The sequence below is a fragment of the Mesorhizobium sp. L103C105A0 genome (assembly GCF_000502215.1).
GTDB lineage: Bacteria > Pseudomonadota > Alphaproteobacteria > Rhizobiales > Rhizobiaceae > Mesorhizobium.
In genome coordinates, this window is record NZ_AYXF01000006.1 from 155,017 (window position 1) to 181,683 (window position 26,667).

The following is a 26,667-nucleotide window of genomic DNA, read 5'->3' on the forward strand; positions in this document are numbered from 1 at the left end:
GGGGCGCTTGGCGCTCACGCATTCCCGATCAGCACCCCGGCCGCAAACACCAGCGCCCCACCCAGCACCACCTGAAACGCCGCGCGCAGGAACGGGGTTTGCATGTAGCGGTTCTGCACGAAGGCGATCGCCCACAATTCGAAGAACACCACGACGGCCGCCACCGCCGTCGCCGTCCAGAAATGCGGGATCATGTAAGGCAGCGCGTGGCCCAGCCCACCCAGCGTCGTCATGATGCCGACGGTCAGTCCGCGCTTGATCGGCGAGCCACGCCCCGACAGCTTGCCGTCGTCCGAAGCGACTTCGGTAAAGCCCATCGAGATGCCGGCGCCGATCGAGGCGGCGAGGCCAACCAGCAGCGTCTGCCAGGTGTCGTGCGTGGCAAACGCCGCGGCAAAGATCGGCGCCAATGTCGAAACCGAGCCGTCCATCAGCCCGGCCAGTCCCGGCTGCACATAGGTCAGGATGAACTGGCGTTGCTCGGCGCTGGCTTCCTCGTCCTTCACCTCGCCAGGCACAAGTTTCTGCTCCAGCCGGTGCGCCGAATTCTCATGGCTTTGCTCGGCCGCGGCCAGGTCGCCGAGCAGTTTCCGCGTCGAGGCATCGCTGGTGCGCTTGGCCGCCTCGACATAGAAGCGATAGGCCTGCTGCTCCATCGCTTCGGCTTGACGCCGCACATGCTCGATGCCGAGCGGCCGCACCAGCCAGTCGGGCTTGCGCTCGTAATAGCCTTTCACGTGCTCGCGGCGCAGCAGCGGAATGCGCTCGCCGAAACGCTTGCGGTAGAGCTCGATCAGGGAATCACGATGGCCGTCCTCCTCCTCCGCCATCGCCTCGAACACTTTCGCCGATTGCGGAAAACTGTCCGCCAGCCCGTCGGCATAGGCGCGGTAGATGCGCCCGTCATCCTCTTCGGATGAAATTGCCAGGGCCAGGATCTCCTGTTCCGACAGCGTTTCGAAAGGACGGCGGCCGAAACCGAAGACACGGGAAAGCATGAGAAATTCACCCCAGTTTAGAACAATTCTAAACTAGGCGCTGCGGTCTCTCCGGTCAATCACCAGTCAAGAAATGTTGAAGCGCCGAATTGCAGCGCGCCCTTCATTATCGGCAAATGTTCGCCTATATCGGTCGCGACACGCAAGCGAAAGGCATGAGCAAGATGACGGCAAAGCCGCACGACCACTTCGATCCGAAACCCGTCCTCGATCTCATCGCCAGCATCGAGGCCGATTTGCAGCGGCTGAAAGGCCTGGTCGAACAGCAGGTCGAGAAATTCGACCCCGCCAATCCGCACAACAAGGCGCCCGACGGCAAGCTGACCGAGGAGGGCGTCGAGTGCTGCTACCGCCTGTTCGACGAAGGCAAGTCGCGCTACTCGGTCGCCCAGCAGATGAAGATCTCGTTTGCCGCCGCCACGCACCGGTTCAACTCCTGGCGCAAGGCAGGCGGGCCGAAGCGGCAGAGGGCATTGCTGGGATAATTGGCGAAAGCCAAGGCGAAACCCGATCTCCCCCCTCGTGGGGGAGATGGCCGGCAGGCCAGAGGGGGGCGTTGTCCCGCCGACCTTTCCCTGCCTAAAGCCCAGCACCGGCACCGTTCAGGATGCGCCGCCAAGCCCAGCCGCAATCACAATATGCTGGCAGACATTATCGACGTCGCGGATGACGTCGTCATTCCAGAACCGCAGGACGGTCCAGCCATCTTGTTCGAGGTGCGATGTCCGCGTTTCATCACCGGCAGCCGCGCCCGCGTCCGCATGCTGGGAGCCATCGACTTCGATGACCAGCTTCTTCTCCGGGCAAGCGAAATCGACGATGTAGGCGGCAATCGGAAATTGTCGCCGGAAGCCAAGCCCCATCAGCCGGTGGGCACGAAGTTCGTTCCAGAGCTTGAGTTCGGCTGGCGTCAGGACTTTGCGCATCGATCTGGCGTTTGCGCGATGTCGAGGCGATAGAGGCGTGTGCGGCATTACGATGCTGGGTGGTTGCCGAGGCTTGCGCTCTATGGCGCCCCCCTCTGTCCTGCCGGACATCTCCCCCACTTGGGGGGAGATTGGCTGTACTTCCTACGGCGTCAGTTCAATTTCCTCCGTCTCGCCGCCATTGCAGGTGTAGCAGCAATCCTCGCATCTTTCCTTGTTGTTGGGGCCGACGCCCCAGTAGGTCCCTTCGTCGCCGTCGACCCAGGCGCCGTAGCAGATGGACTCGCCTTCGTCGCACGAGACCGGGATCTGTTTGGTCTCGCCATCGTCGAGATAAAAATCCTTGTCGTTGCCCGGCCAGACATAGTCGCGGTCCTGGCTGTAGAGCTCGAGGCGCATGGCGTTGGGATGGCTGTTCTTGACGGCGAAGGTGATGTCGGCGGCATGAGCGGCCGGCGCAAACAGCGCGGCAAGCGACAGTGCGACGACGACGCGGCGCAGACAAGTGAAAGACATGGTGTTCCCCCGAGGCAAATCGGCCCCCCGGCCGAGGGGGCCAGCATCGCATGATGGCGGCTGACATTGAAGGGGAGCGGCTGACTGATTTTGGGGTGATTGGTGGAGGGCGGAACGGCTGATCTCCCCCCTCGTGGGGGAGATGCCTGGCAAGGCAGAGGGGGNCGATCCTTCGCGCCCCCCTCTGTCCTGCCGGACATCTCCCCCACGAGGGGGGAGATCAGCAGCTTCGGCGCCCCGCCCCTCACTCCACCAGATCGATCGTCTCGGTCGTCTTCTCCACGCAGATGAAGCAGCATGTATCGCACGGCTGGTCATTATCCGGCCCGACCCCGGCGGAGACCGCATCATTGCCGTTCACCCAGGCGCCATAGCAGATATTCTCGCCCGAGTTGCACGAGATCGGCACCGATTTCTGCGAGCTCGGCTCGATCAGAAACACCTGGTCGCCGCCCGGCCACGACATCTTGCGGTCATGGCTGAACAGTTCCACCGCCACCGCCTGGCTGCGCAGGTTCTTGACGAAGAACGCCATATCGGCGGCATGCGCCGGGGTGGCGAGGAGGAGAGCGGCAAGGGTGAGGCGGAGCATGATGGGCGGTCCCGAATCGGAGATGCGAGGGTCGCACGCCGCGAGGGCCGGGCCTAGAGCCACGGCTAGGCAAGTCCCCCTCACCCGGATTGCCAGCCGAATTGCGAAAGGCAATTCGGGGCAATCCGACCTCTCCCCGAGGGGAGAGGAGCTCGCTCGGCGCTGGTGCTCGCCTCTTCTCCCCAGCCGGGAGAAGGTGGCCGCGAAGCGGCCGGATGAGGGGGCGGCCTCGTGATACCCTACGCCCCCTACTGCCCCACTTCACATGCGGCGCCAGCCGCCAGATCGCGTCAATCACCTCGGCGTCTTCAGCAACGTCCAAATCCAGCCGGCAAAAGTCAGAACCAGGAACGGATAGCCGGCGGCGGGGCAGCGGCGCCGAGGTGGGCAGCAACGGCGCCCCACAGCACCATGGCACGGTCACGACAAACAGGATGGCGCGCCGGTGAGCCGCATCCACAGCGCAAAGGTTGTTCGACGCGCCTATCAAGACGAGCGTCGCTGCTCACAGCGAGATGCCGCCGACATAGCAAGGCACGCTGGCCTCCAGCCCCGCCGCATTGCCGGCCATGAGCAAGCTCTCGCCGGCAAGAAAGGGGAGGAATCCGGCCGCGACGCAGTCATTGCCCAGCCCTTGGTATTCATGGTCAGCAGCGCGGCCACCACTACGAGCGGCCACGCCGTCGATCTCCATAGTGTTTCACGCAGTGGGGCGCTGGCGACGAAGGTGCCGGCGAGGCCGAAGGCGCCACCGATGGCGAGACCGATTGCGGCGACGGTGTCGAGAGTGGTGCGCATGTGATGTTTCCCCCGAGCTGGCGAGAAAGATACTCTGGGATGGGGTGTTTTAAAATGTGGCTTCTCCAACGAGGAGCGCAGGATAGCGTCAAAGCGGAGAGCGTCGGACAATCATCGGGCCTGTAGAACTACCAAGCCCTGTCTCAAGAAGCGTCAGATCGCCGACACGCCGAATGCGTCGCCGAAAGCGCGGGCGATCTGGAAGGTCATGCTTGATGCGGACGTAGGGCGAAGTGAGCCCAAACGGAGGGTGGTGTCGGAGCGTGCAGTTGGCTACCGCGCTCTCAGCCGACGACCTTTGTCGTCAGGCGTCGTAGTGATCTAGGACAGCAGGAAAGTCCGATGCATGAGAGTAGTATCTCGGGCTTTCAAAATCATCCAAGCCATATTGCTTGTACTTCTTTCTCGCGGCCCTCCAAGCCATCACAAAGCTAGGCAGTCCGAGTTCCAACTCCAACTTCGATGGGCCATCGTACCAATCGCCCGAGATCAACGCCCCTTGACTCGGGACTTTCTTCGAAAGCGGACTTTTACCGGACTTCTTCAGTAAGGCGTCAACCAACCGATATCTCTCAGCGAGAGCCCTTCTCATAACATTAACAAGCCAACCATCAAGTTCTTGGAACCGCTCGATTGAATCCATAAGCGGACAAAAGCCAATGAACCCCCGCATCTTTCCCAATTTGCTATTGCCACTAAGGAATCCGGCAAGCTCACTTTGGGTAATCCCCCATAAATGAATTTGCGTATTTCATTGACACACGTCACCAAATCCCAGTCGAAATGTTTCCCTATGACGCGCGATACATCCATCGTCCCGAGAGATTTCAAACTGTACAACAGATGTATATACAAAATCTTGCTTATCCGCCTTTTCGTTCTTTTAAATCCTCTCGTGGAGATTTCCACCTTATTGTTTGAAAACTTGTGCCCGATGCAATCGAAATCGCTGAGGATCATAATGTCATCGCCATCACCGTCGTTCACAAAAAACGATCTGCGCTCCGAACGTATATCTGACGACATCAGCGAGATCCCTGGAGACTTTTGGTGATTAATTGTGATGCCGGAATATCTACAGTGTTCCTCAAAGGCCTTTAAAATTTTGAGTGCGTCATCGTGGTTGTTAGTAACCGCAACGATGTCGTCAGCAAATCTCACAAATTGGCCGTTGGTCGCCTCAAGGCGCCGATCCAACTCGTGGCCTGCTAGATTCGCGAGAAAAAGAGACAGTGAGGAGCCTTGGGGGACACCTATCTGCCGAATCTCCGGCGGACCAGCCGCGTAGTGTTTCGCATCATGGATAGGATGTTGCAAAAATGCTCTAAGTACGTATTTTTCGGTGTCTGAAATGTTAAAATTCAAAACGCTGAACAGGTGTTCAATATATTTATGATCTATACTATCGAAATATTTTGCAAAGTCGAATTGAATAATGTATTTGGTTGACCCGGTCAAATATGAGTTCAGCTGAATAACGGCATCGAAAAGACCTCGGTCTTTCATATACGCATAGCTAAACGGGGAAAATAGATTTCTGTTTTTATCCCGAAGTTTCCTGTAGAAGAGGTTCGCGATGGCTGCGTCTGGGATGGCGAAAACCATTATCTCGCGGAAGCCACCAGAATCCTTAGCGATCTTGTATCTGACGGCTGGTTGCGGCTGATATGTCCGCTCTCGAATCTTCAGCCAGATAACACGAGCCAGAAATTTTGAATGAGCTAAGCAATATTTAGGATTGAAATGCGGAGCCACGCCCCAGATTCGCGGCTCGCGGTATACCCCTGTTTGTCCAGGAGTGCCAGTTCTTAGCTTATGTTTTCGCTGATACTTCCTATCCGCAAAGCGGCTTCGCTCTTCTTTCTTTAGCAATTTCTTGGATTGAAATTCGATTGCACGTCTTATTGCATCTTCCATCTTTTAAACCCTTGCGGGGTTGGGCCGCGCTAAGTCAGGGTCTCCCTAGGGAGACGGCGTTTGCGAGGGGCGACGATGCTTGCGACATCAACTGCATGGTGAAGCTTCGCGGCTCAACTAGCACGACACGTGCTTGACTCGCTTATTACAGTATTTACAGCGAATGGGAAGAGAGTTGGTGGCCGTTTGCTGCATGCTCTAACTAGAGCGCAACCCAAATTGCTTGCGCAGCGCGCTCTGTTCGTCCCATCGGCTGATATTCGCACGTTTCGATGGGATCGAGAAAATTACTGCAATTTCGAAAGAAGAATCGTCGCAGCGCCGGAAGCCATACCGCGCCGCTGCCCGGAAAGTATCTCACCGCGCAGCTTCAGTGTCGCGCTGGCGGGGGGCCCGCTGCCTCCGGCAGCTCCCCCGCTTTCGAAGCCTGTCATCGATTCACTGGATCGATGACTTGGCGGGCTTTGCGCGCCAACCGGCTTCTCAATCCCCCATCTTCAAGGCCTGGATAAACGCCTCCTGCGGAATATCCACCTTGCCGAACTGCCGCATCCGCTTCTTGCCCTCTTTCTGCTTGTCCAGCAGCTTGCGCTTGCGGCTCACGTCGCCGCCGTAGCACTTCGCGGTCACGTCCTTGCGCAGCGCCGAGATGGTTTCGCGGGCGATGACCTTGCCGCCGATGGCGGCCTGGATCGGGATCTTGAAGAGGTGGTTCGGGATCAGCTCCTTCAGCTTCTCGCACATCTGGCGGCCGCGCTTTTCCGCCGCGGTGCGGTGGACCAGCATGGACAGCGCGTCGACCGGCTCCTCATTGACCAGGATCGACATTTTCACCAGGTCGCCTTCCTTGTAGTCGGTCAGATGATAGTCGAAGGAGGCGTAGCCCTTGGAGATCGACTTCAGCCGGTCATAGAAGTCGAAGACGACCTCGTTGAGCGGCAGGTCGTAGATCAGCATGGCGCGCTTGCCGACATAGGACAGGTCGGCCTGGATGCCGCGCCGGTCCTGGCAGAGTTTTAGAATGCCGCCGAGATAGTCGTCGGGGGTCAGGATAGTGGCGCGGATCCACGGCTCCTCGATGGCCGAAATCTTCACGACGTCGGGCATGTCGGCGGGGTTGTGCAATTCCTTAACCGAGCCGTCATTGAGCAGCAGCCGGTAGACGACGCTCGGCGCGGTGGCAATCAGGTCGAGGTTGAACTCGCGCTCCAGCCGCTCCTGGATGATTTCGAGATGCAGCAGGCCAAGGAAGCCGCAGCGGTAGCCGAAACCGAGCGCGGCACTGGTTTCCATTTCATAGGAGAAGCTGGCGTCGTTGAGGCGCAATTTGCCGACGGCGGCGCGCAGATCCTCGAAATCGGCGGCGTCGACCGGGAACAGGCCGCAGAACACCACCGGCTGCGCCGGCTTGAAGCCGGGCAGCGCATGCGCCGTCTGGCGCTTGTCCTCGGTGATGGTGTCGCCGACGCGGGTGTCGGCCACTTCCTTGATCGAGCCGGTGAAGAAGCCGAACTCGCCGGGGCCAAGCTCGTCGACATTGATGCGGGCCGGCGTGAACACGCCGGTGCGCTCCACCAGATGCTTGGCGCCAGTGCCCATCATGCGGATGGTCGCGCCCTTTTTCAGCACCCCATCGATGATGCGCACCAGCACGATGACGCCGAGATAGGCGTCGTACCAGCTGTCGACCAGCATGGCTTTGAGCGGTGCTGAGGCATCGCCCTCGCGCGGCGGCGGCAATTGGTGGACGATGGCTTCTAGCACATCGGGAATGCCAAGGCCGGTCTTGGCCGAGATCAGCACGGCGTTGGAGGCGTCGATGCCGATGACCTCCTCGACCTGCTCGCGGATGCGCTCGGGCTCGGCGGCCGGCAGGTCGACCTTGTTCAGCACCACGACGATCTCGTGGTTGTTGTCGATGGCCTGGTAGACATTGGCCAGCGTCTGCGCCTCGACGCCTTGCGAGGCGTCGACGACCAGCAGCGAACCTTCGCAGGCGGCGAGCGACCGCGACACTTCATAGGCGAAGTCGACATGGCCGGGCGTGTCGATGAGGTTGAGGATATAGTCCTCGCCATTGTTGGCGCGGTATTTCAGCCGCACGGTCTGCGCCTTGATGGTGATGCCGCGCTCGCGCTCGATGTCCATCGAGTCCAGCACCTGCTCCTTCATGTCTCGCAGCTCCAGCCCACCGGTCGACTGGATCAGCCGGTCGGCAAGCGTGGATTTGCCATGGTCGATATGGGCGACGATGGAGAAATTGCGGATGTGGTCGAGAGGCGTGCTCATGATGGGGCGGCTTTAGCAGGGGCGGGTTGCAGGGGCAAGCGGGGTGGCGGTGCCCTTGCCTTCTCCCCTTGTGGGAGAAGGTGGATCGGCGCGCAGCGCCGAGACGGATGAGGGGTGTTCCAGCTTGACGCCGGCGTTCTTTCACCGCCATGGCTGCAAACTGACATCCCTTACATAAGCGATTATCGTGGTGCAGACGCTGTCCATGTCTTTCAGGACATCGTCGTTCCAAAAGCGCAACACACGAAAGCCTCTCGCCTCCAGTTCCGTTCTACGGGCCTGGTCTGACTCTGAGTCCGCATGCTGACTCCCATCGATCTCGATGATGAGGAGTGATTCAAGACAAGCGAAATCGGCGACGTATTTTCCAACAGGAACTTGGCACCGAAATTTGATCCGATCGAGCCTGCGGTCACGTAGTTCGTGCCACAGTTTGTCTTCCGCCTCCGTCATTTCACGTCGGAGCGAACGGGCAAAGTTTCGTTTGGCAGGAGCGACGGGCTGATGTGGCATGACGTTAGATTAACCAACGTCTCACTCCGCTGGAACACCCCTCATCCGTCTCGGCGCTTCGCGCCGATCCACCTTCTCCCACAAGAGGAGAAGGCAACGACGCGTCCGCCCCCAATCACGAAGCGGTGAACCATGTAACGAAGCCTCTGGCAGCGGCGAAGTGTGGGAAGAACCCGCCGCAACGGAGACCCCCAATGACTGGATCCAACCCAAAACGCGCCGGCATGCTGGCTGCCGTAGGCGCCGCGCTGATGATGCTTGGCGGCACCGCCTTCGCCCAGCCGCTCACCGTGGTCGAATTGTTCACCAGCCAGGGCTGTTCGTCTTGCCCGCCGGCCAATGCCAACCTGATCAAGGTCAAGGACGAGCCGGGTGTTCTGGCGCTGTCGTTCAACGTCACCTACTGGGACTATCTCGGCTGGAAGGACATTTTCGGCCGCGAGGAATTCACCCAGCGCCAGGTGCGCTATGAGCCGTCGCTCGGCCGTTCCGGCCCGTTCACGCCGCAGGTGGTGGTCAATGGCGGTGCCGATGCGGTGGGCGCGGCATCAGGCGAGATCGAGCAGCTGATTTCCGCGAGCGGTCACACGAACGGGCCGACGCTGTCGCTCGACGGCGGCAAGATCAGCATCGGCGTCGGTTCCGCGCCGGCCGGCCGCGCTGATGTCTGGCTGGTCCGCTACAACAAGGGCGTCGTCGAAGTGCCGGTGGCGCGCGGCGAGAATACCGGGCGCACGCTGCCGCATGCCAATGTCGTGCACTCGCTGGAGAAACTCGGCAGCTGGAGCGGCGACGCCACCACACTGCCGCTGCCGGCGGCAAGCGGCGGGCTGAGCACCGCGGTGCTGGTGCAGTCGCCGGGTGGTGGGCCGATCCTGGCTGCAGCCGCCGACTGATTCTTTTTCTACGCAACGCCGCTAGCGCGGCATAACCGGGCTCGCATCCGCGCGCCCTCTTCAAGGAGGAAATACCATCATGACCAAGACCCTGACCGCGCTCGCTTTTGCGCTTTCGATGACCGCCTTCGCCTCCGGCGCCCGCGGGGACGAAGCGACCAGCGCCATGAAGCCGGCGATGGCAACCGATGCGATGAAGCCCGCGACCGATGCCATGGCGCCGGCGACCGATGCCATGAAGCCAGCCGATCCGATGGCGACGAATGCAATGAAACCCGCCACCGACGCCATGAAGCCGGCCGATGCCATGAAACCCGCAACGGATGCGATGAAGCCGGCGGACGCCATGGCGCCCGCGCAATAAGGCTGGGTTCCATGGCCCGGCCGCACAGTGGCCGGGCCGGCGCACGGCAATTTGAGAAACCAGGCGGGACGTTCTGTCGTATAGTCTTCGCCACCATCAAGGAGATCAGACATGACCGGGATTGCAAGGACGAGAACGCCGATCTTCAAGAGCGCGCTTGCCGCGCTCATCGTCGCCGCCGCGGCGGCTGCCTTCTGGCAGAGCCCGGCGCGCTCGGCCGAGGACGCGGTGGTGATCCCGCCGCCGGCAGTGGACGAGAAGGCCGCCAGCGGCAGCGAGAAGGCTATCTTCGCCGGCGGCTGCTTCTGGGGCGTGCAGGGCGTGTTCCAGCACGTCAAGGGCGTGACCAAGGCCGTCTCCGGCTACACCGGCGGCGCCAAGGATGACGCCGTCTACGAAACGGTCGGCAGCGGCCGCACCGGCCACGCCGAATCGGTCGAGATCACCTACGATCCGTCCAAGGTGACCTACGGCCAGCTGCTGCAGGTCTATTTCTCGGTCGCCCACAACCCGACGCAGCTGAACTATCAAGGGCCGGACTCGGGCACCCAGTACCGCTCGACCATCTTTGCCGAGAATGGCGAGCAGCAGAAGATCGCCCAGAGCTACATCGCCCAGCTCGACCAGGCCAAGGTGTTTTCAAAACCCATCGTCACCACGCTGGAGACGGGCAAAACCTTCTATCCGGCCGAGGAATATCACCAGGACTTTCTGACGCTGAACCCGACCTACCCCTACATCGTCTACAACGACCTGCCCAAGGTGGCGAATTTGAAGGCGCTGTTCCCGGGGTTGTATAGCGAGAAGCCGGTGCTCGTGCTGGCGGGGAAGAGCTGAGCACCTAATCTCCCCCCTCGAGGGGGAGATGTCGCCGGAGGCGACAGAGGGGGTCGGTCCGACCGGACGCGACCTCCTGCGGCAGAAGAAGGTTAGCGCTCCACGCGCGGCGACCCCCTCTGGCCTGCCGGCCATCTCCCCCTCAAGGGGGGAGATCAGCTCCCCTTCAATCATACGTCAGATCCGTCGCCTTGCCCCCAAACACCCGATACGCATAGAACGAATAGAAGATGATCACCGGCAGCACGACCACCGTGCCGGCGAGGATGATGGCCAGGCTTTCCGTCGCCGACGCCGCCTGCCAGATGGTCAGCCTCTCGGGCACCACGAAGGGGTAGAACGACCAGGCAAGCCCGGCAAAGCCGAGCGCGAAGATGGCGGCGAGCGTCAGGAACGGCCGCAGCGCATGGCGGTCGTCGGGCTTGGGCAGGTGGAAGGTCTGCCGCCACAGCCACAGGAACAGCAGCGCCGACAGGATCGGCAGCGGCGACAGAAAGAGCATTTCGGGCCAGACGAACCATTTGGCGAAGATGCGCGGGCTGGCGAATGGGGTCGCCAGCGACACCGCCGCCATGCCGAGCGCGGTCAGCACCAGGGCTGTCCGCAGCCAGGCCACCGCCTTCCTCTGCAATTCGCCCTCGGTCTTGTAGATGACCCAGGCAGCGCCCATCGCTGCATAGGCCGCCGACAGGCAGAGCGCCACCAGCGCCCCGAAAGCGATGCCGCCAAAGCCGACATCGAGGCCAAGCACATAGACGCCGAGCATATAGCCTTGCGCCAGCGAGGCGATGACGGAACCGAGGAAGAAAATGCGGTTCCAGCGATGCTTCTTGCCGGCGGGCACCTTGGCGCGGAAATCGAAGGCGACGCCGCGCAGGATGAGGCCGACCAAAAGCACGAAGACCGGAATGTAGAGCGCGGTGAGGATGACGCCATGCGCCAGCGGGAAGGCGACCAGGAGCAGGCCGACGGCCAGCACCAGCCAGGTCTCGTTGGCATCCCAGAACGGGCCTATTGCCGCGATCATGGTGTCCTGCTCGGCATCTTCGGCGACCGAGAACAGGATGCCGATGCCGAGATCGAAACCGTCGAGAATGACGTAGATCAGGATGGCGAGGCCCATCAGGCCGGCGAAGATCAGGGGCAGCGCGGTTGGCCAGTCGAAGCTCATCGGTCTGTCATCCCTCTCATCAACGGTTCTGCCCTTCGCTATGGCTCCGGGCGTTCGTCATTCGGAAAGCCAAATCGTTGGCTTTTCGTCCGCTACGCGGACCATTCCTCACTCCGCTGCGGCCGGTTGCGACATCGCCGTCTTCATGACGCCCGGCAGCGGCGAGGTATCGCCGTCCTTGGCGGCCTTCAGCGCCAGGTGCACCAGCACGCCAAGATAGGCGATCAGCAGCAGCACATAGAGGATGAGATAGATGGCGAGCGTCAGCGCGACATGGCTGCCGGCGACCGGGCCGATAGCGTCGGCGGTTTTCAGCACGCCGGTGACCAGCCAGGGCTGGCGGCCGATTTCGGTGGTGTACCAGCCGGCCAGCGTCGCCAGCCAGCCCGACAGCGCCATCGGCACCATCAGCATGGCCAGCGGCCTCGGCAGGCTGTGGCGGCGCTTGAGGAAGAAGGTCGCCGACCACGAGACGATGAGCATCAAAATGCCGGTGCCGACCATGATGCGGAAGCCCCAGAACACTGGGAACACCGGCGGGTGCAGGCCGGGGTAGTCGTTGAGCCCCGGAACGATACCGCTGGTGGCGTGGCGCAGCACCAGGCTGGCGCCGTCGGGAATGGCGATCTCGAATTTGTTTTCCTTCGCCGCCTCGTCGGGCAGCGCAAACAGCACCAGCGGCACGTTGGGGCCGGTGTTCCAGTTCGCCTCCATGGCGGCGATCTTCTGCGGCTGGTGCTCCAGCGTATTCAGCCCGTGCTGGTCGCCGGCAAAGATCTGGATCGGGATCAGGATGGCGGCGGTGAAGACGCCGGTGCGCAGCGCCTTCCACATCGATTCCGACCGGTCGCCGGTGAGGTAGCGCAGCGCCGACAGGCCGGCGATCAGGAACGACACCGTCAGGCCGGAGGCAAGCAGCATATGCGTCAGACGGTAGGGCATGGACGGGTTGAAGACGATCGCCCACCAGTCGACGGGATGCGCCTTGCCGTCGATCATCTCGAAGCCGGCCGGCGTCTGCATCCAGGAGTTCAGCGCAATGATCCAGAAGGCCGACAGCGTGGTGCCGCCGGCGACCAACACCGTCGCCAGCGTGTGGACGCGGTTGGAGACGCGGCGGAAGCCGAACAGCATGATGCCGAGGAAGGCCGCTTCGAGGAAGAAGGCGGTGAGGATCTCGTAGGCAAGCAGCGGCCCGGCGATGTTGCCTACATGCTCCATATAGCCCGGCCAGTTGGTGCCGAACTGGAAGCTCATGGTGACGCCCGAGACCACGCCCATGGCGAAGGACAGCGCGAACACCTTTACCCAGGTGAAATAGGCGCGCATCCAGGCGGAATCGCCGGTGGCGTTGTAGCGGAGCTTGAAGAACAGCAGCACCCAGCCAAGCGCAATCGTGATGGTCGGAAACAGGATGTGGAACGAGATATTCGCCCCGAACTGCATTCGCGACAGGATGAGCGGGTCCATGCGGGCTCCGGCTGCTGTTTGTTGGCGCAGAATAGGCGGCGGATGCGGTTCGGTCAAAGCGGCTTGGCGTCACGCGGGGCGCGTTGTCGCAGCAGATCGTATCAAACCGTCAGCGCCCGACACCCCCATGACGAAACGGCAAAAGGGGAACGTTTGTCCACAATTGTCAGCAGCGGCATTGACTTCCGAGCCTGCACACCGACATTCAGCGCAATAATAATCCCCGCCTCTTTCAAACAGTCGTTTTCGGCCTCATGTCTTCCACGAATTTGCCTTCCATCATTTCGATTGCCGGGGTCACCAAGACCTACGCCACCGGCTTCAAGGCGCTGAAGGAAATCAACCTCGACATCGAACGCGGCGAGATTTTCGCGCTGCTGGGGCCGAACGGCGCCGGCAAGACGACGCTGATCTCGATCGTCTGCGGCATCGTCAACCGTTCGTCGGGAACGGTGACCGTCGACGGCCACGACATCAACCGAGACTACCGCGCCGCGCGCAGCCTGATCGGGCTGGTGCCGCAGGAGCTGACCATCGACGCGTTCGAGAGCGTCTGGGCAACCGTCACCTACAGCCGCGGCCTGTTTGGCAAGCCGCCCAATCCGGGCTTCGTCGAAAAGGTGCTGCGCGACTTGTCGTTGTGGGACAAGAAGGACGCCAAGGCGATCACGCTGTCGGGCGGCATGAAGCGGCGGCTGATGATTGCAAAGGCGCTGTCACATGAGCCGCGCATCCTGTTCCTCGACGAACCCACGGCCGGCGTCGACGTCGAACTGCGCCAGGACATGTGGGCGATGGTGCGGCGGCTGCGCGACGACGGCGTCACCATCATCCTCACCACGCACTATATCGAAGAGGCCGAGGCGATGGCCGACCGTGTCGGCGTCATCAACCGCGGCGAGATCATCCTGGTCGAGGGAAAGGCCGAACTGATGCGCAAGCTCGGCCGCAAGCGCCTGATCGTGGAATTGCGCAACCCGCTCGCCGCCATTCCCGATGCATTTTCGCACTATGCGTTGGAGCTGTCGGGCGATGGCACACAGCTGACCTACACCTATGACAACCAGAGCGAACGCCCCGGCGTCGCATCGCTGCTGCGCGAACTCGAGACGGCCGGCATCCAGTTCCGCGACATGGACACGCAAAACAGCTCGCTCGAGGAGATCTTCGTCAATCTGTTGAGGCAAGAGCCATGAATTGGCGAGCAGTATGGGCGATCTACCGGGTCGAGATGGCGCGTGCGTTCCGCACCGTGCTGCAGAGCATCGTCTCGCCGGTGATCTCGACATCGCTTTATTTCGTCGTCTTCGGCTCGGCCATCGGCTCGCGCATCACCGAGATCGACGGCATCAGCTACGGCGCCTTCATCGTGCCGGGGCTGATCATGCTGTCGCTGTTGACGCAGTCGATCTCCAACGCTTCCTTTGCCATCTATTTCCCGAAATTCGTCGGCTCCATCTACGAGCTCTTGTCGGCGCCGGTGTCGTATCTGGAGATCGTCATCGCCTATGTCGGCGGCGCCGCGACCAAGTCGATCATCCTCGGCTTGATCATCCTGGCGACGGCCTCGCTGTTCGTGCCGCTCACCATCCAGCATCCGTTCTGGATGCTGGCCTTCCTTGTCTTGACGGCGGTGACCTTCAGCCTGTTCGGCTTCATCATCGGCATCTGGGCGAAAAGCTTCGAGCAATTGCAGCTGGTGCCGCTATTGATCATCACGCCGCTGACCTTCCTCGGCGGCAGCTTCTATTCGATCAACATGCTGCCCGAGACCTGGCGCACGGTGACGCTGTTCAACCCGGTCGTCTACCTGATCAGCGGTTTCCGCTGGAGCTTTTACGGCAAGTCCGATGTCTCGGTCGCCGTCAGCCTGGGCATGACGATGGTGTTCCTCGCCATCTGCATCGCCATCGTCGCCTGGATCTTCCGCACCGGCTACCGGCTGCGCAACTGACCCTGCCGCTCTTAAGCGCGTCGCGTTTCAACGGACTCAGGCGACGCGCATTAGGTCTTTGTTCTTATGCATGTCGTTTGCTCAAAACCGGGACCACTTTTGAGCGACATGCAAATAGGGGATCGCCCGTGCGCCGGTCAAATCAACAGTTTTGCTGAGGGCAAATTGGCCACGTTGGCCGCCACGGTTCTTGCTAGATCGCCTTGATGAGGCGCAGCAACCCCAGCATCTCGATCAGCCTGCCTTGGCGGAAGGCGATGTAGGTCGGTTCCTCGATGCCGTGGAAGCGGCGCTTGAACGCCGCCTGGCCCTTGAGGTTGAACTTGCTGCGGTTGACCCAGGGCGACTCATAGGCCCGCTCGAAGGCGTTGCGCCAGAAGCTCGATTCGGCAAAGCTGTTGGCTCCGACATCGAGCATCGGCGACAGGCCGAGCGTGACGACCGAAATGCCCTCATTGCGAAACCGGTCGACGGCGAATTTGGTCAGCCCGATTTCGGCATGCGGCGAGGCATCGATGTGCTTGCGCTTGAACGAGGTGGTGTAGCCGATCACCTTGCCATCCCGGAACATCGGATCGAAATCGAGCAGAGCGACGAGCTCGCCTTCCGGGCTGTAGAGCACGAAACGGCGCATATCGATGCCGAGATGATCGGCAAAGGGGCGGTTGAGGAACGCCATCTCCCAGCGCTTGACGATGCGGTCGGCCCGCCAGTTCTGTGACAGGCGCTGGACCTCGTCGAGATAGACCGCTCCTTCGCCAAAGGAAAACCCCTTCTTCAACAGCCAGCGTTCGGAATACCGCACGGTTTCGTTGCGCTTGCCGGAAAAATCGTGAGCCGGCAGTTCCAGCCGCGTGTCGACGCCCAGACGGTTGACCTGGTAGCCGAGCCCGGCCAGAACGCGCGCCGTCGGTTCGCCGATCTGCACGAACCACGGGCTGTCGGCGGCTTCGACAAAGCGCCTGATATAGTCGGGCCGATCGGCCGGATGGGCCACCGGGTCACCGAGCGCGAAATGGTGCTTCATCTTGGTGCCGAAGGCGATGTAGCCGTCGGCGTCGCCGAAATAGGACAGTTTTTGCTGCACGGCGGTCGAATAGGCCAGCGAGAAGTCGCCGTGCCGGCGGACAAGCGCCAGCCGCTCGACATGCGAAAAATCCTGGCGCGGCACCTTGGCTGCGGCGCCCTCCAGCAGTCTGTCAAGAAAGATACGCAAGGAGGGCATGGTCGAGCTTCCGCGTGCCGATGATAAACAGGCTTGCCCCCAAGGCCTCGAATCAGTCGCATTGACGCGACCTCATTATCGATCATATCGCCCCTGTGCCATATGGGACGTGCCATATAGGACGGGTCCCCATGGCGCACCTGAAAGGGAATCTCGACCGAATGGCGGCTACGACAAGCGAAACGATGCCTATCGTCCTGGGGCCGAAAGGACTCGACGACACGGTTATCGTCATCGGCGCCGGAGCGGCGGGGCTGGCGGCCGCCGACGCGCTTGGCCGGCGCGGCGTGCGGGTCGTCGTGCTTGAAAAGGAGCCGCGGATCGCCGAACCGTGGCGACGGCGGCACGAGAAGCTGACCCTCAACACGCATCGCGCGCTATCGGCCCTGCCCGGCCTTGCCTATCCGCCACGCACCGCCGCCTTTCCGAACAAGGATGCCATCGTCGGTTATCTCGAGGATTTTGCCCGCGCGCGCGGCATAAGGGTCGAATTCGGCACCGCCGTCGAGCGGATCGAACGCAGAGGCAATGGCTGGCTCGTCCATACGGGCCGGGAAACGCTGAGCGCCCGCAATGTCATCGTCGCCACCGGCCGCGACCGCTTGCCATGGACGCCGGACTGGCAAGGCAAGGCGACTTTCACCGGCAAACTTGTCCACGCCGCCGATTTCGGCACAGCACAGGACTATGTGGGCAAAAGCGTGCTGGTGGTCGGAGCCGGAAATTCCGGCTTCGACGTGCTCAACCACCTCGCCCGCGCCGACACCAAGGCCATCTGCTTGTCAGCCAGGCAGGGTCCGTCGCTGATGCCGAAACGGATCGGCAAGGTCGCCGTGGCGCGCTTCGGCGGTTTCATGGCGATGCTGCCGACGTGGATTGCCGATGCCGCGATTGCCGCGACGCAGCGGCTGGTGTTCGGCGACCTCGCCCGCTTCGGCCTGCCGCCGGCGCCGAAAGGCGGCGCCAGCCGGCTCGGCGTCGAGCAGATCGCTATCGCCGTCGACGACGGCGCCGTCGCAGCGCTGAAGGCCGGACGGATTTCGGTGGTGGCGCCGGTGGCGGCTTTCGAAGGCGCCGGCGTGCGGCTGAACGACGGCACGGTGCTCGAGCCGGATGTGGTGATCGCGGCAACCGGCTATCGCACCGGCCTGGAGGCCATGCTGGGCGATCTCGGCGTGCTCGACGCCAAGGGCGTGCCGAAGGCCAATGGCGGCACCCCGAGCGGCCAGCCCGGCCTGTGGTTCATCGGCATGCGGCCAAGCCTGACCAGCTATTTTCACAGCGCCGGCCTGCAGGCCGAAGCGATTGCCCGTCAGATCGCCAAGGGGTTGTAGACGAGCGCTTCTGGACGGAGAACCACCGCGCACTTCGGGCTGCTGCTATGGCGCGGACTAGTGGTTCAACGCATCTGCAAGACGGATCGAATATCCTGGCGATTGGCTGAAACGCCGATCCCGTCGTCATCCACGGGCGAAGCAAGGAGCGTAGCGACGGCGCAGACCCGAGGATCCATGCCGTGACTTCTGAGCTACGCTGCGTTGCAGGTTCTGCTCCGCTGCTTCCACGGCCAAGGCATGATCCCTGGGTCTCCGCGACGGAGCTTCGCTCCTGCTTCGCCCAAGGACGACGAAGTTGAGATGCTTGCGGCCAACCTCCAAAGCAGGCGCTTGAACTCGTTCATTGCATCATTATATAACATGTTATACTTATCCAGGAGACGGACCACCCATGGAAGACATCATTCGATCCCTTGGCTACCTCACCCTCGGCAGCAGGCTGAAGCGCATCGGCGAGCAGTTGCAGGCCGATACGCAGCGCATGCTCGATGGGCTGGAGGTGCCGGTGCAGTCCAGCCAGTATCCTCTGCTGGCCGCGCTCGACCGGCTTGGGCCGCTGCCTGTCGGCGAGCTGGCGCAGTCACTGGGGATCACCCAGCCGGGGGTGACGCGCAGCGTGGCGCTGCTGGCCGAGTTGGGGCTGGTCGAGGCCGCGCCATCGAACGACGACCAGCGCCGCAGGATGATCTCGCTGACCGCGAACGGCCAGCGCCTGGTCGATAAGGCGAAGCGGGACGTTTGGCCGCGCATCGAGAACGCCGTTGCCGACTTGTGCAAAGACCTTGCAGGGCCGCTTCTCGAACAACTCTCGGCAATAGAGGACGGCCTGGCGGCGGCCCCGCTCGACCGTCGTGTGAAACAGGATGTCGCGCCATGAGCCATGTCCTCGATCGTCCGGTCTGGAGCGCGCTCGACACGCGGCATCGGATCTTTGCGTATGGCGACAGGCTCGCCAGGCGCTATCCCTCCTCGATCGTCCCCTTCGCGGCTTCCGGGGCAGACGACGCTGAGAGCCTGCAGGCGCTCGCAAGCCTCATTCCTGCAGGTGAGAGCGTGTTCATGCTCCAGGCGGACCCCATTGCCTTGCCGCCGGAACTGACCGCGACCGTGACCGCCTTCGGCGTTCAGATGGTTGCCGAGGCGCCATTGCCTTCCGTGTCGGACGAGCGTGTACAGCAGCTGACGCAGGACGACGCGGCCGAGATGCTTGCTTTGGCGTCACTGACCAAGCCCGGCCCGTTCACGCTCAAGGCGCTGAGCCTCGGCGAGTTCTGGGGCGTGAAGATCGACGGCCGGCTGGCGGCGATGGCCGGCGAGCGCATGAAGCAGCCCGGCTACAGCGAACTCAGCGGCGTCTGCTCGCATCCCGAATTTCGCGGCAGCGGCCTCGGCCGGCTGCTGTCGGTGTTCGTGGCCAACCGAATTTTTGCGCGCGGCGAAGTTCCCTACCTGCATGCCTATGCCAGCAATGCCGGCGCGGTTGGGTTGTACGAATCCATCGGCTTCAGGCTGCGGGCAGAGATGAATGTGGCCGTCGTGCAGCGCGCCGGCTAGAGCGTTTCACCGTTTCACGGAAACGGCGAACCGCTCCTAGGCCTTTATTTTTACGCAATTCCGGACGGAAAACCGCTTCACACTTTTCCTGGAATTGCTCCAGGCCGCCTTGCGGGCCTCAGGCTGATTTCGGCTCCAACCTGCGGAAACCCACGGTTTCCATAAGCATATCTTCCTCGATCATGCCGGCATTGTGGAGCGCAAGCAGGTTCAGCGCGATCTCCCGCGCCTCCGCCGAATCGGGATGCACGTCGCGCCTGCGGCAGGCTTCGTCGAACACGCGTTGCAGCCTGGCGATGTCGTCGGGTTTCAGCAGGCCACGGTCATAGACGGACTTTGGCATGGCACTCTCCTCCAGAAGACGTAGGGCGCCATGTTTAAATGTCCATTCTTATCCGGGGCTTGGGTGGGCAGCTGCCTGGGTTTGCGTTAATCCGGCCCGAGCGTTGCAATCAGACCGCGATCGTGCTGCCATTCATTCAGCCACCTCTCGTCATCGTCGGGCCTGTCTCGCCGCAGTCTGCTTGACGTGTCGGCGCGCTTGCGAAACAAGGGCTGCCACAAACGACAGCGAGGCACAAAAGTGAGTTTCTGGGGACTGGCGCAGCTCGTCGTTTCGACGGTGATTTTCCTGCTGGCGGCAATCGCGGCCAAGCAATGGGGGCTGGCGCCAAGCCTTGGCAAGATCGTGCTGACACTGGCGCTGTATACGGCGGGCAATCTGATGATGCTGCGGCTGGTTCGTGAGTTCGGCATGTCGGTGTCGTTCAGCCTGTCGGCGGTGATCCAGCTGGTGGCGGTCAATGTGGTGGCGCTGGTGTTCTTCGGCGAACGCGTCAATGCCTTGCAAGCGACCGGCATCGTGCTGGCCATCGCGGCGGTGGTGCTGATCTCGCTCGGGCCTTACCTGCAGGGGCGACTGTAATCCGATGAAGACCCCGCGTGCGTTCACCAACTGGCTTGAATTTCCGGTGCTGCTGGCCGGGCTGGTGATAGCCGCCGGGCTGTGGGGCTTCGAGGAACTGATGGAGGTGGCGCGGGCCACCACGCCGCACGCTTTCGATACTGAGATCCTGCTCGCTTTCCGAAAAGTGGGTCAGCCGGATGTTCCCGTCGGCCCGGCATGGCTGGAAGGCGCGATGCGCGACATCACCAGCCTCGGCAGCTCCAGCGTGCTGGCGCTGATCGTAACGGCGGTGATCGTCTACCTCCTGCTGATCCGTAGGCCGAGGACGGCGCTGCTGATCTTTGTCGCGGTGGCCGGCGGGCAGCTGCTGTCGACCTTGCTCAAGGCCGGCATCGACCGGCCGCGCCCCGATCTTGTCTCGCACCTGGCCAACGAGACGTCGCTGTCGTTTCCCAGCGGCCACGCCATGCTGTCGGCGGTGACCTATCTCACGCTGGGCTCGCTGGCAGCGCGCTTCCTGCCGGGACGAACGACGAAAATCTATGTCCTCAGCCTGGCGGTGCTGGTAACGCTGCTGGTCGGCGTCAGCCGCGTCTATCTCGGCGTCCACTGGCCTTCCGACGTGCTGGCGGGATGGTGCGCCGGCTTCACCTGGGCGACGCTGTGCTGGCTGGCGGCGCGAATGCTGCAGCGGAACAAGGCGGTGGCCGATGGCAACGAGCCCGAAGACTGACGATCCGGAGCGACATTCAAATCAGCCGGTTGATCAGCCCGTGTCCGCAGCCTGCCAGCAGAAAAACCGCCGACAGCAAGGCTGCCGAAGTCGTCAAGGTCCTGAAAATCTTCAACTGATATTTCCCCGCCAGTAAGAGCCAAGGCGGTAGCGTAGCATGCTCATCCCGTATCCCGCCATCCGGCTTTGTGGAGAGATCATGTTTCATGTATGCTTTATGATGGTTGAAACATCACTATGATTGTATTACACGTCGTCTCCGCAGACTCAGACGGGGGTTCCGACCGATGATCACTGCCGCGCAGATGCGCGCCGCGAGGGCGCTGGCCGGCATCGATCAGAAGACGCTCGCCGAGCGTGCCGGCGTTTCGCTTCCGACAATCCAGCGCATGGAAGCGAGTGACGGCGTGGTCAGGGGTGTGGTCGATACGCTGATGAAGGTTATCCAGGCTCTCGACGAGGCCGGGGTGGAGCTCATCGGCGAGAACCAGACCAGCGAGCGCGGCGGCCGGGGCGTGCGCCTCAAGCCGGTCGCGCCGCCGAACCCGCAAGGCTGAGCCGGCATATAGTCGCGACGGCGACCGCCGACAGTCCTGCCGACGATCCCGCCGCCTTCACGCAAGCGGAAGGCAGTCCATGGATCAGATCCGGCGGGCAGTGCATCAACCGGCCCAGAAGTCGGCAAAGCCGACATTTTCAGAGCTGTTCACGCCCAAGCTGGTGACGGTCTGGCGCGAAGGTTACCGCCTGCCGCAGTTCAAGGCCGACTTCATGGCCGGGCTGACCGTCGCTATTGTCGCGTTGCCGCTGTCGATGGCGATTGCGATTGCTTCGGGCGTGACGCCGGAGCGCGGCCTGTTCACGGCCATTGTCGGCGGCTTCATCGTCTCGGCGCTCGGCGGCAGCCGCTTCCAGATCGGCGGCCCGGCCGGCGCCTTCATCGTGCTGGTGGCGGCGACGGTGCAGCGCGAAGGCGTCGACGGACTGCTGCTGGCGACGATGATGGCCGGCATCTTCCTGCTCGCCATCGGCTATCTCCGGCTCGGAACCTATATCAAATTCATCCCTTACCCGGTGACGGTCGGCTTCACCGCCGGCATCGCAGTCATCATCTTCTCCGGCCAGATCGTCGAACTGTTCGGGCTGAGGCTTGCCGGGCCGGAGCCCGGGCCGCTGCTGCCGAAGCTGATGGCGATCGGCCACGCGGCCGGCACGCTCAATATCTCGGCAACGCTGGTGGCGGCGCTGACCATCGCCACCATCGTCGGGGTGAAGCGCTGGCGGCCCGGCTGGCCGGGCATGCTGATCGCCGTCGGACTGGCCTCCCTTGTCGTGGCGCTGCTTTCGCTGCCGGCGGAAACGATCGGCACGCGCTATGGCGGCATTCCGCGCAGCCTGCCGTTGCCGGCACTGCCGGGACTCAACCTCGACAAGGCGATTGCGGTGCTGCCGGATGCGGTGGCTTTTGCGCTGCTCGGTGCCATCGAATCGCTGCTCTCGGCCGTGGTCGCCGATGGCATGACCGGGCGGCGTCACCGTTCCAATTGCGAACTGGTGGCGCAAGGCTTTGCCAACATCGCGTCTGCCCTGTTCGGCGGCATCTGCACCACCGGCACCATCGCCCGCACCGCCACCAATGTGCGGGCCGGCGCGCATGGGCCGGTTTCCGGCATGCTGCATTCGCTTTTTCTGCTGGTCTTCATGCTGGTGGCCGCACCGCTGGCCAGCTACATCCCGCTTGCCGCCCTTGCCGGGGTGCTGGCGGTTGTCTGCTGGAACATGTTCGAGAAGCAGGCCTTCGCCACGTTGCTGCGCGCTTCGCGCGGCGATGCCCTGGTGCTGATGGCAACCTTCCTGATCGTCGTCTTCCGCGACCTCACCGAAGGCATCGTCGTCGGCTTCGCGCTAGGCTCGATCCTGTTCATCGACCGTATGGCCAAGTCGATCGCCGTGGAGGCGGATTTGCCGCTGGTGCAGGACGATGTCGCCGACAGCAGGGGCCGCGCCTACGATGCAAGCGAGGCAAGCGACGCCGACACCGTCGTCTATCGCATCTCCGGCGCCTTCTTCTTCGGCGCCGCCTCTACTGTCGGCACGGTGCTCGACCGCATCGCCGACCAGCGCAAGAACTTCATCCTCGATTGTTCGGCGGTGCCCTTCTTCGATTCCACCGCGGCCAATGTCATCGAGGGCGCGGCGCACAAGGCGAAACGCGCCGGCGTGCGTTTCATCATCGCCGGCGCCTCGCCGCAGACACGGCGCATGCTGATCAACCACGGCGTCAAGCGGCCGCTGGTGACCTTTGCCGCCTCGATCAAGGATGCGCGGGCGCAACTCAAAGCCGCGCCCGCTGGCTGAGCCGGCAAGTGTGCGCCGTCAGTCCAGGCTCAGCACCGCGATCTCGCCCTCGTTCATCAGCGGCACGAAAATCCGCGTGCCGTCTGTGCAGATATCGGCGCTGCCCGGCTTGAACTGCTCTACAGCCTCCGGCGCCTCGCCGACTTTGTACCTATAGAGCGTGCCGGTCATGAAGGCGGTGGCGTAGATGCTGTCGCCGATGGCGACGACGCCATCGAGGTCGGCAAAGTTTTGTGCGCTAGGCAGCGGCGTCACGGCTTTCGTCGCGAGATCGACCGACAGCAGGCCCCCGGGCGCGGCAGTGCTGAAGTCCGGCTTGATGCCCTTGCCCCAGGACGCCACGATCAGCCGACCTCCATCGGCAAAGATGCCGTTGGGCGCGGCGAGCTTCGCATCCTTCACGAACAGGTCCGGCTTGTCGCCGTCGATGCGGTAGATCGCATCGGCCAGCATGTCGGTGACATAGACCTTGCCCGATGAGTCCGATGTGACGTCGTTGAGGAAGACGGCACCGGGCACATCGATGGTCGAGACGAGCTTGCCGCTGGCGAGATCGACGATGCGCACCTTGGTGATATCGGCGACGTAGAGCTTGCCGCCGGAGATCGCCGAGCCTTTTGGTGCATCCATGCCGTCGGTCCAGTGCCGGCTAATGATCTTGCCGTCCAGCGACAGCACCGAGAGATAGCCGTTGCCGTCGGCCTCCCCGGGATTGCCGACGATGTTGGAGACGATGATGCGATTGTTGGCGGCGTCGAACAGCGCCGATTCGGGTTGCTCGAAGCCCGAGGCGCGCCAGAGTTCGGCGGCCTCGGCCGCAGGTGCGAGCGCGATACCGAAGGCGGCGACGCAAATCGAGGTGATGAGGGTTTTCACGGCCAGGTCTCCTGTGGTGGATGGCGGAGAGCTAGAGATGTCGATACTTTTCCGGAAGGGCGATTGCCGCTAGTATCGAAACGCGATACCAAATCGCGAGAAAAGAGGTGCATTCCATGAACGGCCTGATCTTCGAGGCGCTGAAGCGGACGCTGAAGGCCAAGGGCGTCACCTATCGTGAGCTTGCCGGGCGGATGGGCGTTTCCGAGCCGACGGTGAAGCGCATCTTCCACGAGCGCAACTGCAAGCTCGACCGTCTCGTCGGGATCTGCGCTGCCGCCGGCGTCGAGCTGGAAAACGTGCTGGGGTCGATGAACCGGGGGCCGGGACCGGTCAACCGCATCGCGCCGGAGGTCGAGCGCAAGCTTGCCGGCCGGCCGGCGTTGCTGTTCATCTTCGTCATGCTGTCGGAGAAATTTACGCCCGAGGGCGTCATGCGCTCGCAAGGCTTGAGCGAAGCGTCGATGTTCCTCTATCTGCGCGATCTCGAAGCGCTCGGCCTCATTGCGCTGGGCAGCGGGTTGTCGGCACGGCTGCTGGTCGACACACCGATCCAGTGGAATTTCGAAGGGCCGCTCAGGCCGCTATTCGAGATGACAAACAAGAATTTCATCGGCTGGGCGATCACCCATCTGGAGCGGGAAGCGACCTTCGTCTCTTTCTCCAGGCGGATGCGGCCGGAGACGGCGGAGATGGTGAAGCGCGAGGCGGAGGAACTGGCCGAGCGCGCCAAACTGCTCGCCCATCACGACCAGCACACGACGCCGGAAGACGGGCTGACCGGCTACAAATGGACATTTGCTTTTGGCGCAACCCCGTTTCCGGCGATCATGCCGATCGGCCCGCACCCCAGGGATGCCGGTGCGTCCGACCGGCCCACCGCTCCGGCAAAGGGACGCCGCCCGTTGCCGGCTTGACGCGCCAGCCGCGTTTCAAAAACGAAACCATGATAGAGTTCGCGCGCTGATTTGCCAGACTGTACGGGGCGGGTTTGCCGAATGCGTGACCGTCACCGCAAAATCGAAGTGATCCTATGCCGACCGCGCCAACACTTGAACTTCGCCGCTATTCGCGCCTGAAAAATTTGCGGGAGCGCGCAGAACGCCAGGGTGCTGCATTGCAGTTCTGGGCGCGCACGGCATCGCTCGCCGTGATCTCCTGCTTCTTTTCATTGATCAGCCGCTGGGATGCCTCGCTGCTCTTCGTGCTGGCGGGCCTCGCGCTGTTCCAGCTCGTCGGCCTGATCCAGTTTCGCTTTGCGCGCCGTCGCAACGCGCCATGGTGGATCGGTTACCTCGTCGGTACGCTGGACATCATTCTGTTGACCGTTCTGCTGGTAACGCCCAACCCGTTTTCCCTCGAGGTCGCGCCGGCTGCGATGCAACTGCGCGAGGGCAGCTTCAAATTCCTGCTGATTTTCGTATGCCTTGGCGCGCTGACCCTTTCGACGCGATTGGCGCTCTATCTCGGCGCGCTCGCGGCCTTGACGTGGACGATCGGGGTGGGATGGGTGGTTTTGCATGCGGGAACCGTCATTCCGGCAACGAACCTCTATTCGCTGCCGATGACAGAGCGACTGAATCTCTATCTCAACCCCAATTTCGTCGATACGTTCGCGCAGGCGACCAATGTGTTGGTTGTCCTGATTATCGGCGCGATCATGGCGCTGGTCGTCTCTCGTTCCCGGCATCTGTCGGAAGACTATGTCAAGGCAGAGCGCGCCCGCGCCAATCTCGCCCGGCATTTTTCGCCCAATGTCGTCGACCAGCTCGCCACGGATGACGAGCCCTTCGGCCCGGTCCGCCGGCAGGATATCGCGGTGCTGTTCGCCGACATCGTCGGCTTCACACACTATTCCGAGGATCATCCGGCCGAAGCAGTGTTCGAACTACTGCGTCAGTTCCACCGTCGCATGGAGCAGGTCGTTTTCGACCACCATGGCACCGTCGACAACTATATCGGCGATTGCATCATGGCGACCTTCGGGGTTCCGCAAGCCAGCCATGACGACGCAACCCGGGCCATCCGGTGCGCTGAAGCGATGATCGCCGCTATCGAAGACTGGAATGTCCAGCGTGTGTCCAGAGGATATCCGCCGCTGGACGTTCGGATCGGTGCACAATATGGCGCCGTCGTCCTCGGCGCGGTCGGCAGCGAGCGCAACCTGTCCTTCGCGGTGGTGGGCGACACCGTCAACGTCGCCAGCCGTTTGCAGGCGCTCTGCCGTGAGCTTCAGGCGAATATTTGCTTTGGGTCACGACTGATCGAGGCCGCGAAGGCGGAATCGCCAACGACACGGTTGAATGCGCGCGATCATGGGCCGGTGAGCATCCGGGGCCGGGACGAACCGGTCCATATCTGGGTCGAACACAGAGCCGAAAACCAGGGCGCCATTGCGGTTTCGGCGTGATGCCGGCCGCCATGTGAGACGCCTGC

29 protein-coding genes are annotated in these 26,667 nt (G+C 62.4%); 15 read left to right on the forward strand and 14 right to left on the reverse strand.

Annotation, left to right across the window (positions count from 1 at the left end):
• Positions 1-14 precede the first annotated feature (14 nt).
• Positions 15-998 (reverse strand): iron exporter MbfA, encoded by a 984-nt coding sequence (gene mbfA, locus X727_RS146660; protein ID WP_023834566.1) that lies wholly within the window; start codon positions 996-998, stop codon positions 15-17.
• A gap of 164 nt (positions 999-1,162) precedes the next feature.
• Here mbfA and X727_RS146655 point away from each other — a divergent pair, with 164 nt between their 5' ends.
• The gene (locus X727_RS146655) at positions 1,163-1,483 is read left to right on the forward strand and encodes a hypothetical protein (RefSeq protein WP_023681249.1); all 321 of its coding nucleotides are present in this window, start codon (positions 1,163-1,165) and stop codon (positions 1,481-1,483) included.
• A 117-nt stretch (positions 1,484-1,600) separates the two neighbouring features.
• On the opposite strand, the gene X727_RS146650 is transcribed toward X727_RS146655, so the two are convergent.
• From X727_RS146650 to X727_RS146615, 7 genes are all read right to left on the reverse strand, one after another.
• Positions 1,601-1,972 (reverse strand): endonuclease domain-containing protein, encoded by a 372-nt coding sequence (locus X727_RS146650; protein ID WP_023834567.1) that lies wholly within the window; start codon positions 1,970-1,972, stop codon positions 1,601-1,603.
• 96 nt (positions 1,973-2,068) lie between these two features.
• Complete coding sequence (locus X727_RS146645; protein ID WP_023681251.1) at positions 2,069-2,440, reverse strand: hypothetical protein; 372 nt, start codon at positions 2,438-2,440, stop codon at positions 2,069-2,071.
• Positions 2,441-2,684: 244 nt separating this feature from the next.
• Entirely contained in the window at positions 2,685-3,032 is a 348-nt protein-coding gene (locus X727_RS146640; RefSeq protein ID WP_023732797.1) for a hypothetical protein, read from the reverse strand.
• A gap of 505 nt (positions 3,033-3,537) precedes the next feature.
• Positions 3,538-3,726 carry a hypothetical protein gene (locus X727_RS1000000169085; RefSeq protein ID WP_023732796.1) on the reverse strand — a complete coding sequence of 63 codons (189 nt, stop codon included), beginning with the start codon at positions 3,724-3,726 and terminating at the stop codon, positions 3,538-3,540.
• 692 nt (positions 3,727-4,418) lie between these two features.
• Positions 4,419-5,747 carry a reverse transcriptase domain-containing protein gene (locus X727_RS146625; RefSeq protein WP_081726156.1) on the reverse strand — a complete coding sequence of 443 codons (1,329 nt, stop codon included), beginning with the start codon at positions 5,745-5,747 and terminating at the stop codon, positions 4,419-4,421.
• A 483-nt stretch (positions 5,748-6,230) separates the two neighbouring features.
• Positions 6,231-8,036 carry a translation elongation factor 4 gene (gene lepA / locus X727_RS146620; RefSeq protein ID WP_023673259.1) on the reverse strand — a complete coding sequence of 602 codons (1,806 nt, stop codon included), beginning with the start codon at positions 8,034-8,036 and terminating at the stop codon, positions 6,231-6,233.
• 141 nt (positions 8,037-8,177) lie between these two features.
• Positions 8,178-8,549: a DUF559 domain-containing protein gene (locus X727_RS146615; protein ID WP_023834571.1), complete on the reverse strand. Its 372-nt coding sequence runs from the start codon at positions 8,547-8,549 to the stop codon at positions 8,178-8,180.
• Positions 8,550-8,743: 194 nt separating this feature from the next.
• Between X727_RS146615 and X727_RS146610 the strand changes: the two genes are divergently transcribed.
• The 3 genes from X727_RS146610 to msrA all read left to right on the forward strand — a co-directional run bounded on the left by X727_RS146610 (position 8,744) and on the right by msrA (position 10,646).
• Complete coding sequence (locus X727_RS146610) at positions 8,744-9,445, forward strand: DUF1223 domain-containing protein (protein ID WP_023732794.1); 702 nt, start codon at positions 8,744-8,746, stop codon at positions 9,443-9,445.
• Positions 9,446-9,524: 79 nt separating this feature from the next.
• Positions 9,525-9,809: a hypothetical protein gene (locus X727_RS146605; protein WP_023732793.1), complete on the forward strand. Its 285-nt coding sequence runs from the start codon at positions 9,525-9,527 to the stop codon at positions 9,807-9,809.
• 111 nt (positions 9,810-9,920) lie between these two features.
• Positions 9,921-10,646, forward strand: a complete 726-nt coding sequence (msrA, locus tag X727_RS146600) for a peptide-methionine (S)-S-oxide reductase MsrA (protein WP_023703867.1) — start codon at positions 9,921-9,923, stop codon at positions 10,644-10,646.
• Positions 10,647-10,812: 166 nt separating this feature from the next.
• On the opposite strand, the gene X727_RS146595 is transcribed toward msrA, so the two are convergent.
• Together X727_RS146595 and X727_RS146590 are read right to left on the reverse strand one after the other, a co-directional pair.
• Positions 10,813-11,817 (reverse strand): cytochrome d ubiquinol oxidase subunit II, encoded by a 1,005-nt coding sequence (locus tag X727_RS146595; RefSeq protein WP_023687526.1) that lies wholly within the window; start codon positions 11,815-11,817, stop codon positions 10,813-10,815.
• Between the two features lie 108 nt (positions 11,818-11,925).
• A complete protein-coding gene (locus X727_RS146590; RefSeq protein ID WP_023673265.1) occupies positions 11,926-13,287 on the reverse strand; it encodes a cytochrome ubiquinol oxidase subunit I in 1,362 nt (453 codons plus the stop codon).
• A gap of 269 nt (positions 13,288-13,556) precedes the next feature.
• On the opposite strand from X727_RS146590, the gene X727_RS146585 reads away from it, so the two are divergent.
• Together X727_RS146585 and X727_RS146580 are read left to right on the forward strand one after the other, a co-directional pair.
• A complete protein-coding gene (locus X727_RS146585) occupies positions 13,557-14,483 on the forward strand; it encodes an ABC transporter ATP-binding protein (protein ID WP_023834572.1) in 927 nt (308 codons plus the stop codon).
• Positions 14,480-15,241 carry an ABC transporter permease gene (locus X727_RS146580; RefSeq protein ID WP_023681263.1) on the forward strand — a complete coding sequence of 254 codons (762 nt, stop codon included), beginning with the start codon at positions 14,480-14,482 and terminating at the stop codon, positions 15,239-15,241. The genes X727_RS146585 and X727_RS146580 overlap by 4 nt, the downstream gene beginning before the upstream one ends.
• 193 nt (positions 15,242-15,434) lie before the next feature.
• Here the strand turns inward: X727_RS146580 and X727_RS146575 are convergent, their stop codons facing one another.
• A complete protein-coding gene (locus X727_RS146575; RefSeq protein WP_023814554.1) occupies positions 15,435-16,466 on the reverse strand; it encodes a phosphatidylglycerol lysyltransferase domain-containing protein in 1,032 nt (343 codons plus the stop codon).
• A gap of 185 nt (positions 16,467-16,651) precedes the next feature.
• Here X727_RS146575 and X727_RS146570 point away from each other — a divergent pair, with 185 nt between their 5' ends.
• The 3 genes from X727_RS146570 to X727_RS146560 all read left to right on the forward strand — a co-directional run bounded on the left by X727_RS146570 (position 16,652) and on the right by X727_RS146560 (position 19,357).
• A complete protein-coding gene (locus tag X727_RS146570; protein ID WP_155923588.1) occupies positions 16,652-17,800 on the forward strand; it encodes an NAD(P)/FAD-dependent oxidoreductase in 1,149 nt (382 codons plus the stop codon).
• 394 nt (positions 17,801-18,194) lie between these two features.
• On the forward strand, positions 18,195-18,680 hold the full coding sequence (locus tag X727_RS146565) for a MarR family transcriptional regulator (protein WP_023703860.1): 486 nt from the start codon (positions 18,195-18,197) through the stop codon (positions 18,678-18,680).
• Complete coding sequence (locus X727_RS146560) at positions 18,677-19,357, forward strand: GNAT family N-acetyltransferase (protein WP_023703859.1); 681 nt, start codon at positions 18,677-18,679, stop codon at positions 19,355-19,357. The genes X727_RS146565 and X727_RS146560 overlap by 4 nt, the downstream gene beginning before the upstream one ends.
• A 118-nt stretch (positions 19,358-19,475) precedes the next feature.
• Here the strand turns inward: X727_RS146560 and X727_RS146555 are convergent, their stop codons facing one another.
• The gene (locus X727_RS146555; protein ID WP_023736970.1) at positions 19,476-19,700 is read right to left on the reverse strand and encodes a hypothetical protein; all 225 of its coding nucleotides are present in this window, start codon (positions 19,698-19,700) and stop codon (positions 19,476-19,478) included.
• Between the two features lie 240 nt (positions 19,701-19,940).
• On the opposite strand from X727_RS146555, the gene X727_RS146550 reads away from it, so the two are divergent.
• Positions 19,941-20,282 carry a hypothetical protein gene (locus X727_RS146550; RefSeq protein WP_023673273.1) on the forward strand — a complete coding sequence of 114 codons (342 nt, stop codon included), beginning with the start codon at positions 19,941-19,943 and terminating at the stop codon, positions 20,280-20,282.
• Between the two features lie 4 nt (positions 20,283-20,286).
• A complete protein-coding gene (locus X727_RS146545) occupies positions 20,287-20,997 on the forward strand; it encodes a phosphatase PAP2 family protein (RefSeq protein WP_023701943.1) in 711 nt (236 codons plus the stop codon).
• A 16-nt stretch (positions 20,998-21,013) separates the two neighbouring features.
• Here X727_RS146545 and X727_RS1000000168020 read toward each other — a convergent pair whose 3' ends face one another.
• A complete protein-coding gene (locus X727_RS1000000168020; RefSeq protein WP_155923589.1) occupies positions 21,014-21,205 on the reverse strand; it encodes a hypothetical protein in 192 nt (63 codons plus the stop codon).
• Between the two features lie 79 nt (positions 21,206-21,284).
• Here X727_RS1000000168020 and X727_RS146540 point away from each other — a divergent pair, with 79 nt between their 5' ends.
• Positions 21,285-21,554 (forward strand): helix-turn-helix transcriptional regulator, encoded by a 270-nt coding sequence (locus X727_RS146540; protein WP_023673276.1) that lies wholly within the window; start codon positions 21,285-21,287, stop codon positions 21,552-21,554.
• A gap of 79 nt (positions 21,555-21,633) precedes the next feature.
• Positions 21,634-23,355, forward strand: a complete 1,722-nt coding sequence (locus tag X727_RS146535) for a SulP family inorganic anion transporter (protein WP_023805827.1) — start codon at positions 21,634-21,636, stop codon at positions 23,353-23,355.
• An 18-nt stretch (positions 23,356-23,373) separates the two neighbouring features.
• Here X727_RS146535 and X727_RS146530 read toward each other — a convergent pair whose 3' ends face one another.
• Entirely contained in the window at positions 23,374-24,231 is an 858-nt protein-coding gene (locus X727_RS146530) for an ATP/GTP-binding protein (RefSeq protein WP_023834573.1), read from the reverse strand.
• Between the two features lie 116 nt (positions 24,232-24,347).
• On the opposite strand from X727_RS146530, the gene X727_RS146525 reads away from it, so the two are divergent.
• Both X727_RS146525 and X727_RS146520 read left to right on the forward strand, forming a co-directional pair.
• Positions 24,348-25,148, forward strand: a complete 801-nt coding sequence (locus X727_RS146525; protein WP_023739823.1) for a helix-turn-helix transcriptional regulator — start codon at positions 24,348-24,350, stop codon at positions 25,146-25,148.
• A 116-nt stretch (positions 25,149-25,264) separates the two neighbouring features.
• On the forward strand, positions 25,265-26,641 hold the full coding sequence (locus tag X727_RS146520; protein WP_023834574.1) for an adenylate/guanylate cyclase domain-containing protein: 1,377 nt from the start codon (positions 25,265-25,267) through the stop codon (positions 26,639-26,641).
• The last annotated feature ends 26 nt before the right edge of the window (positions 26,642-26,667 follow it).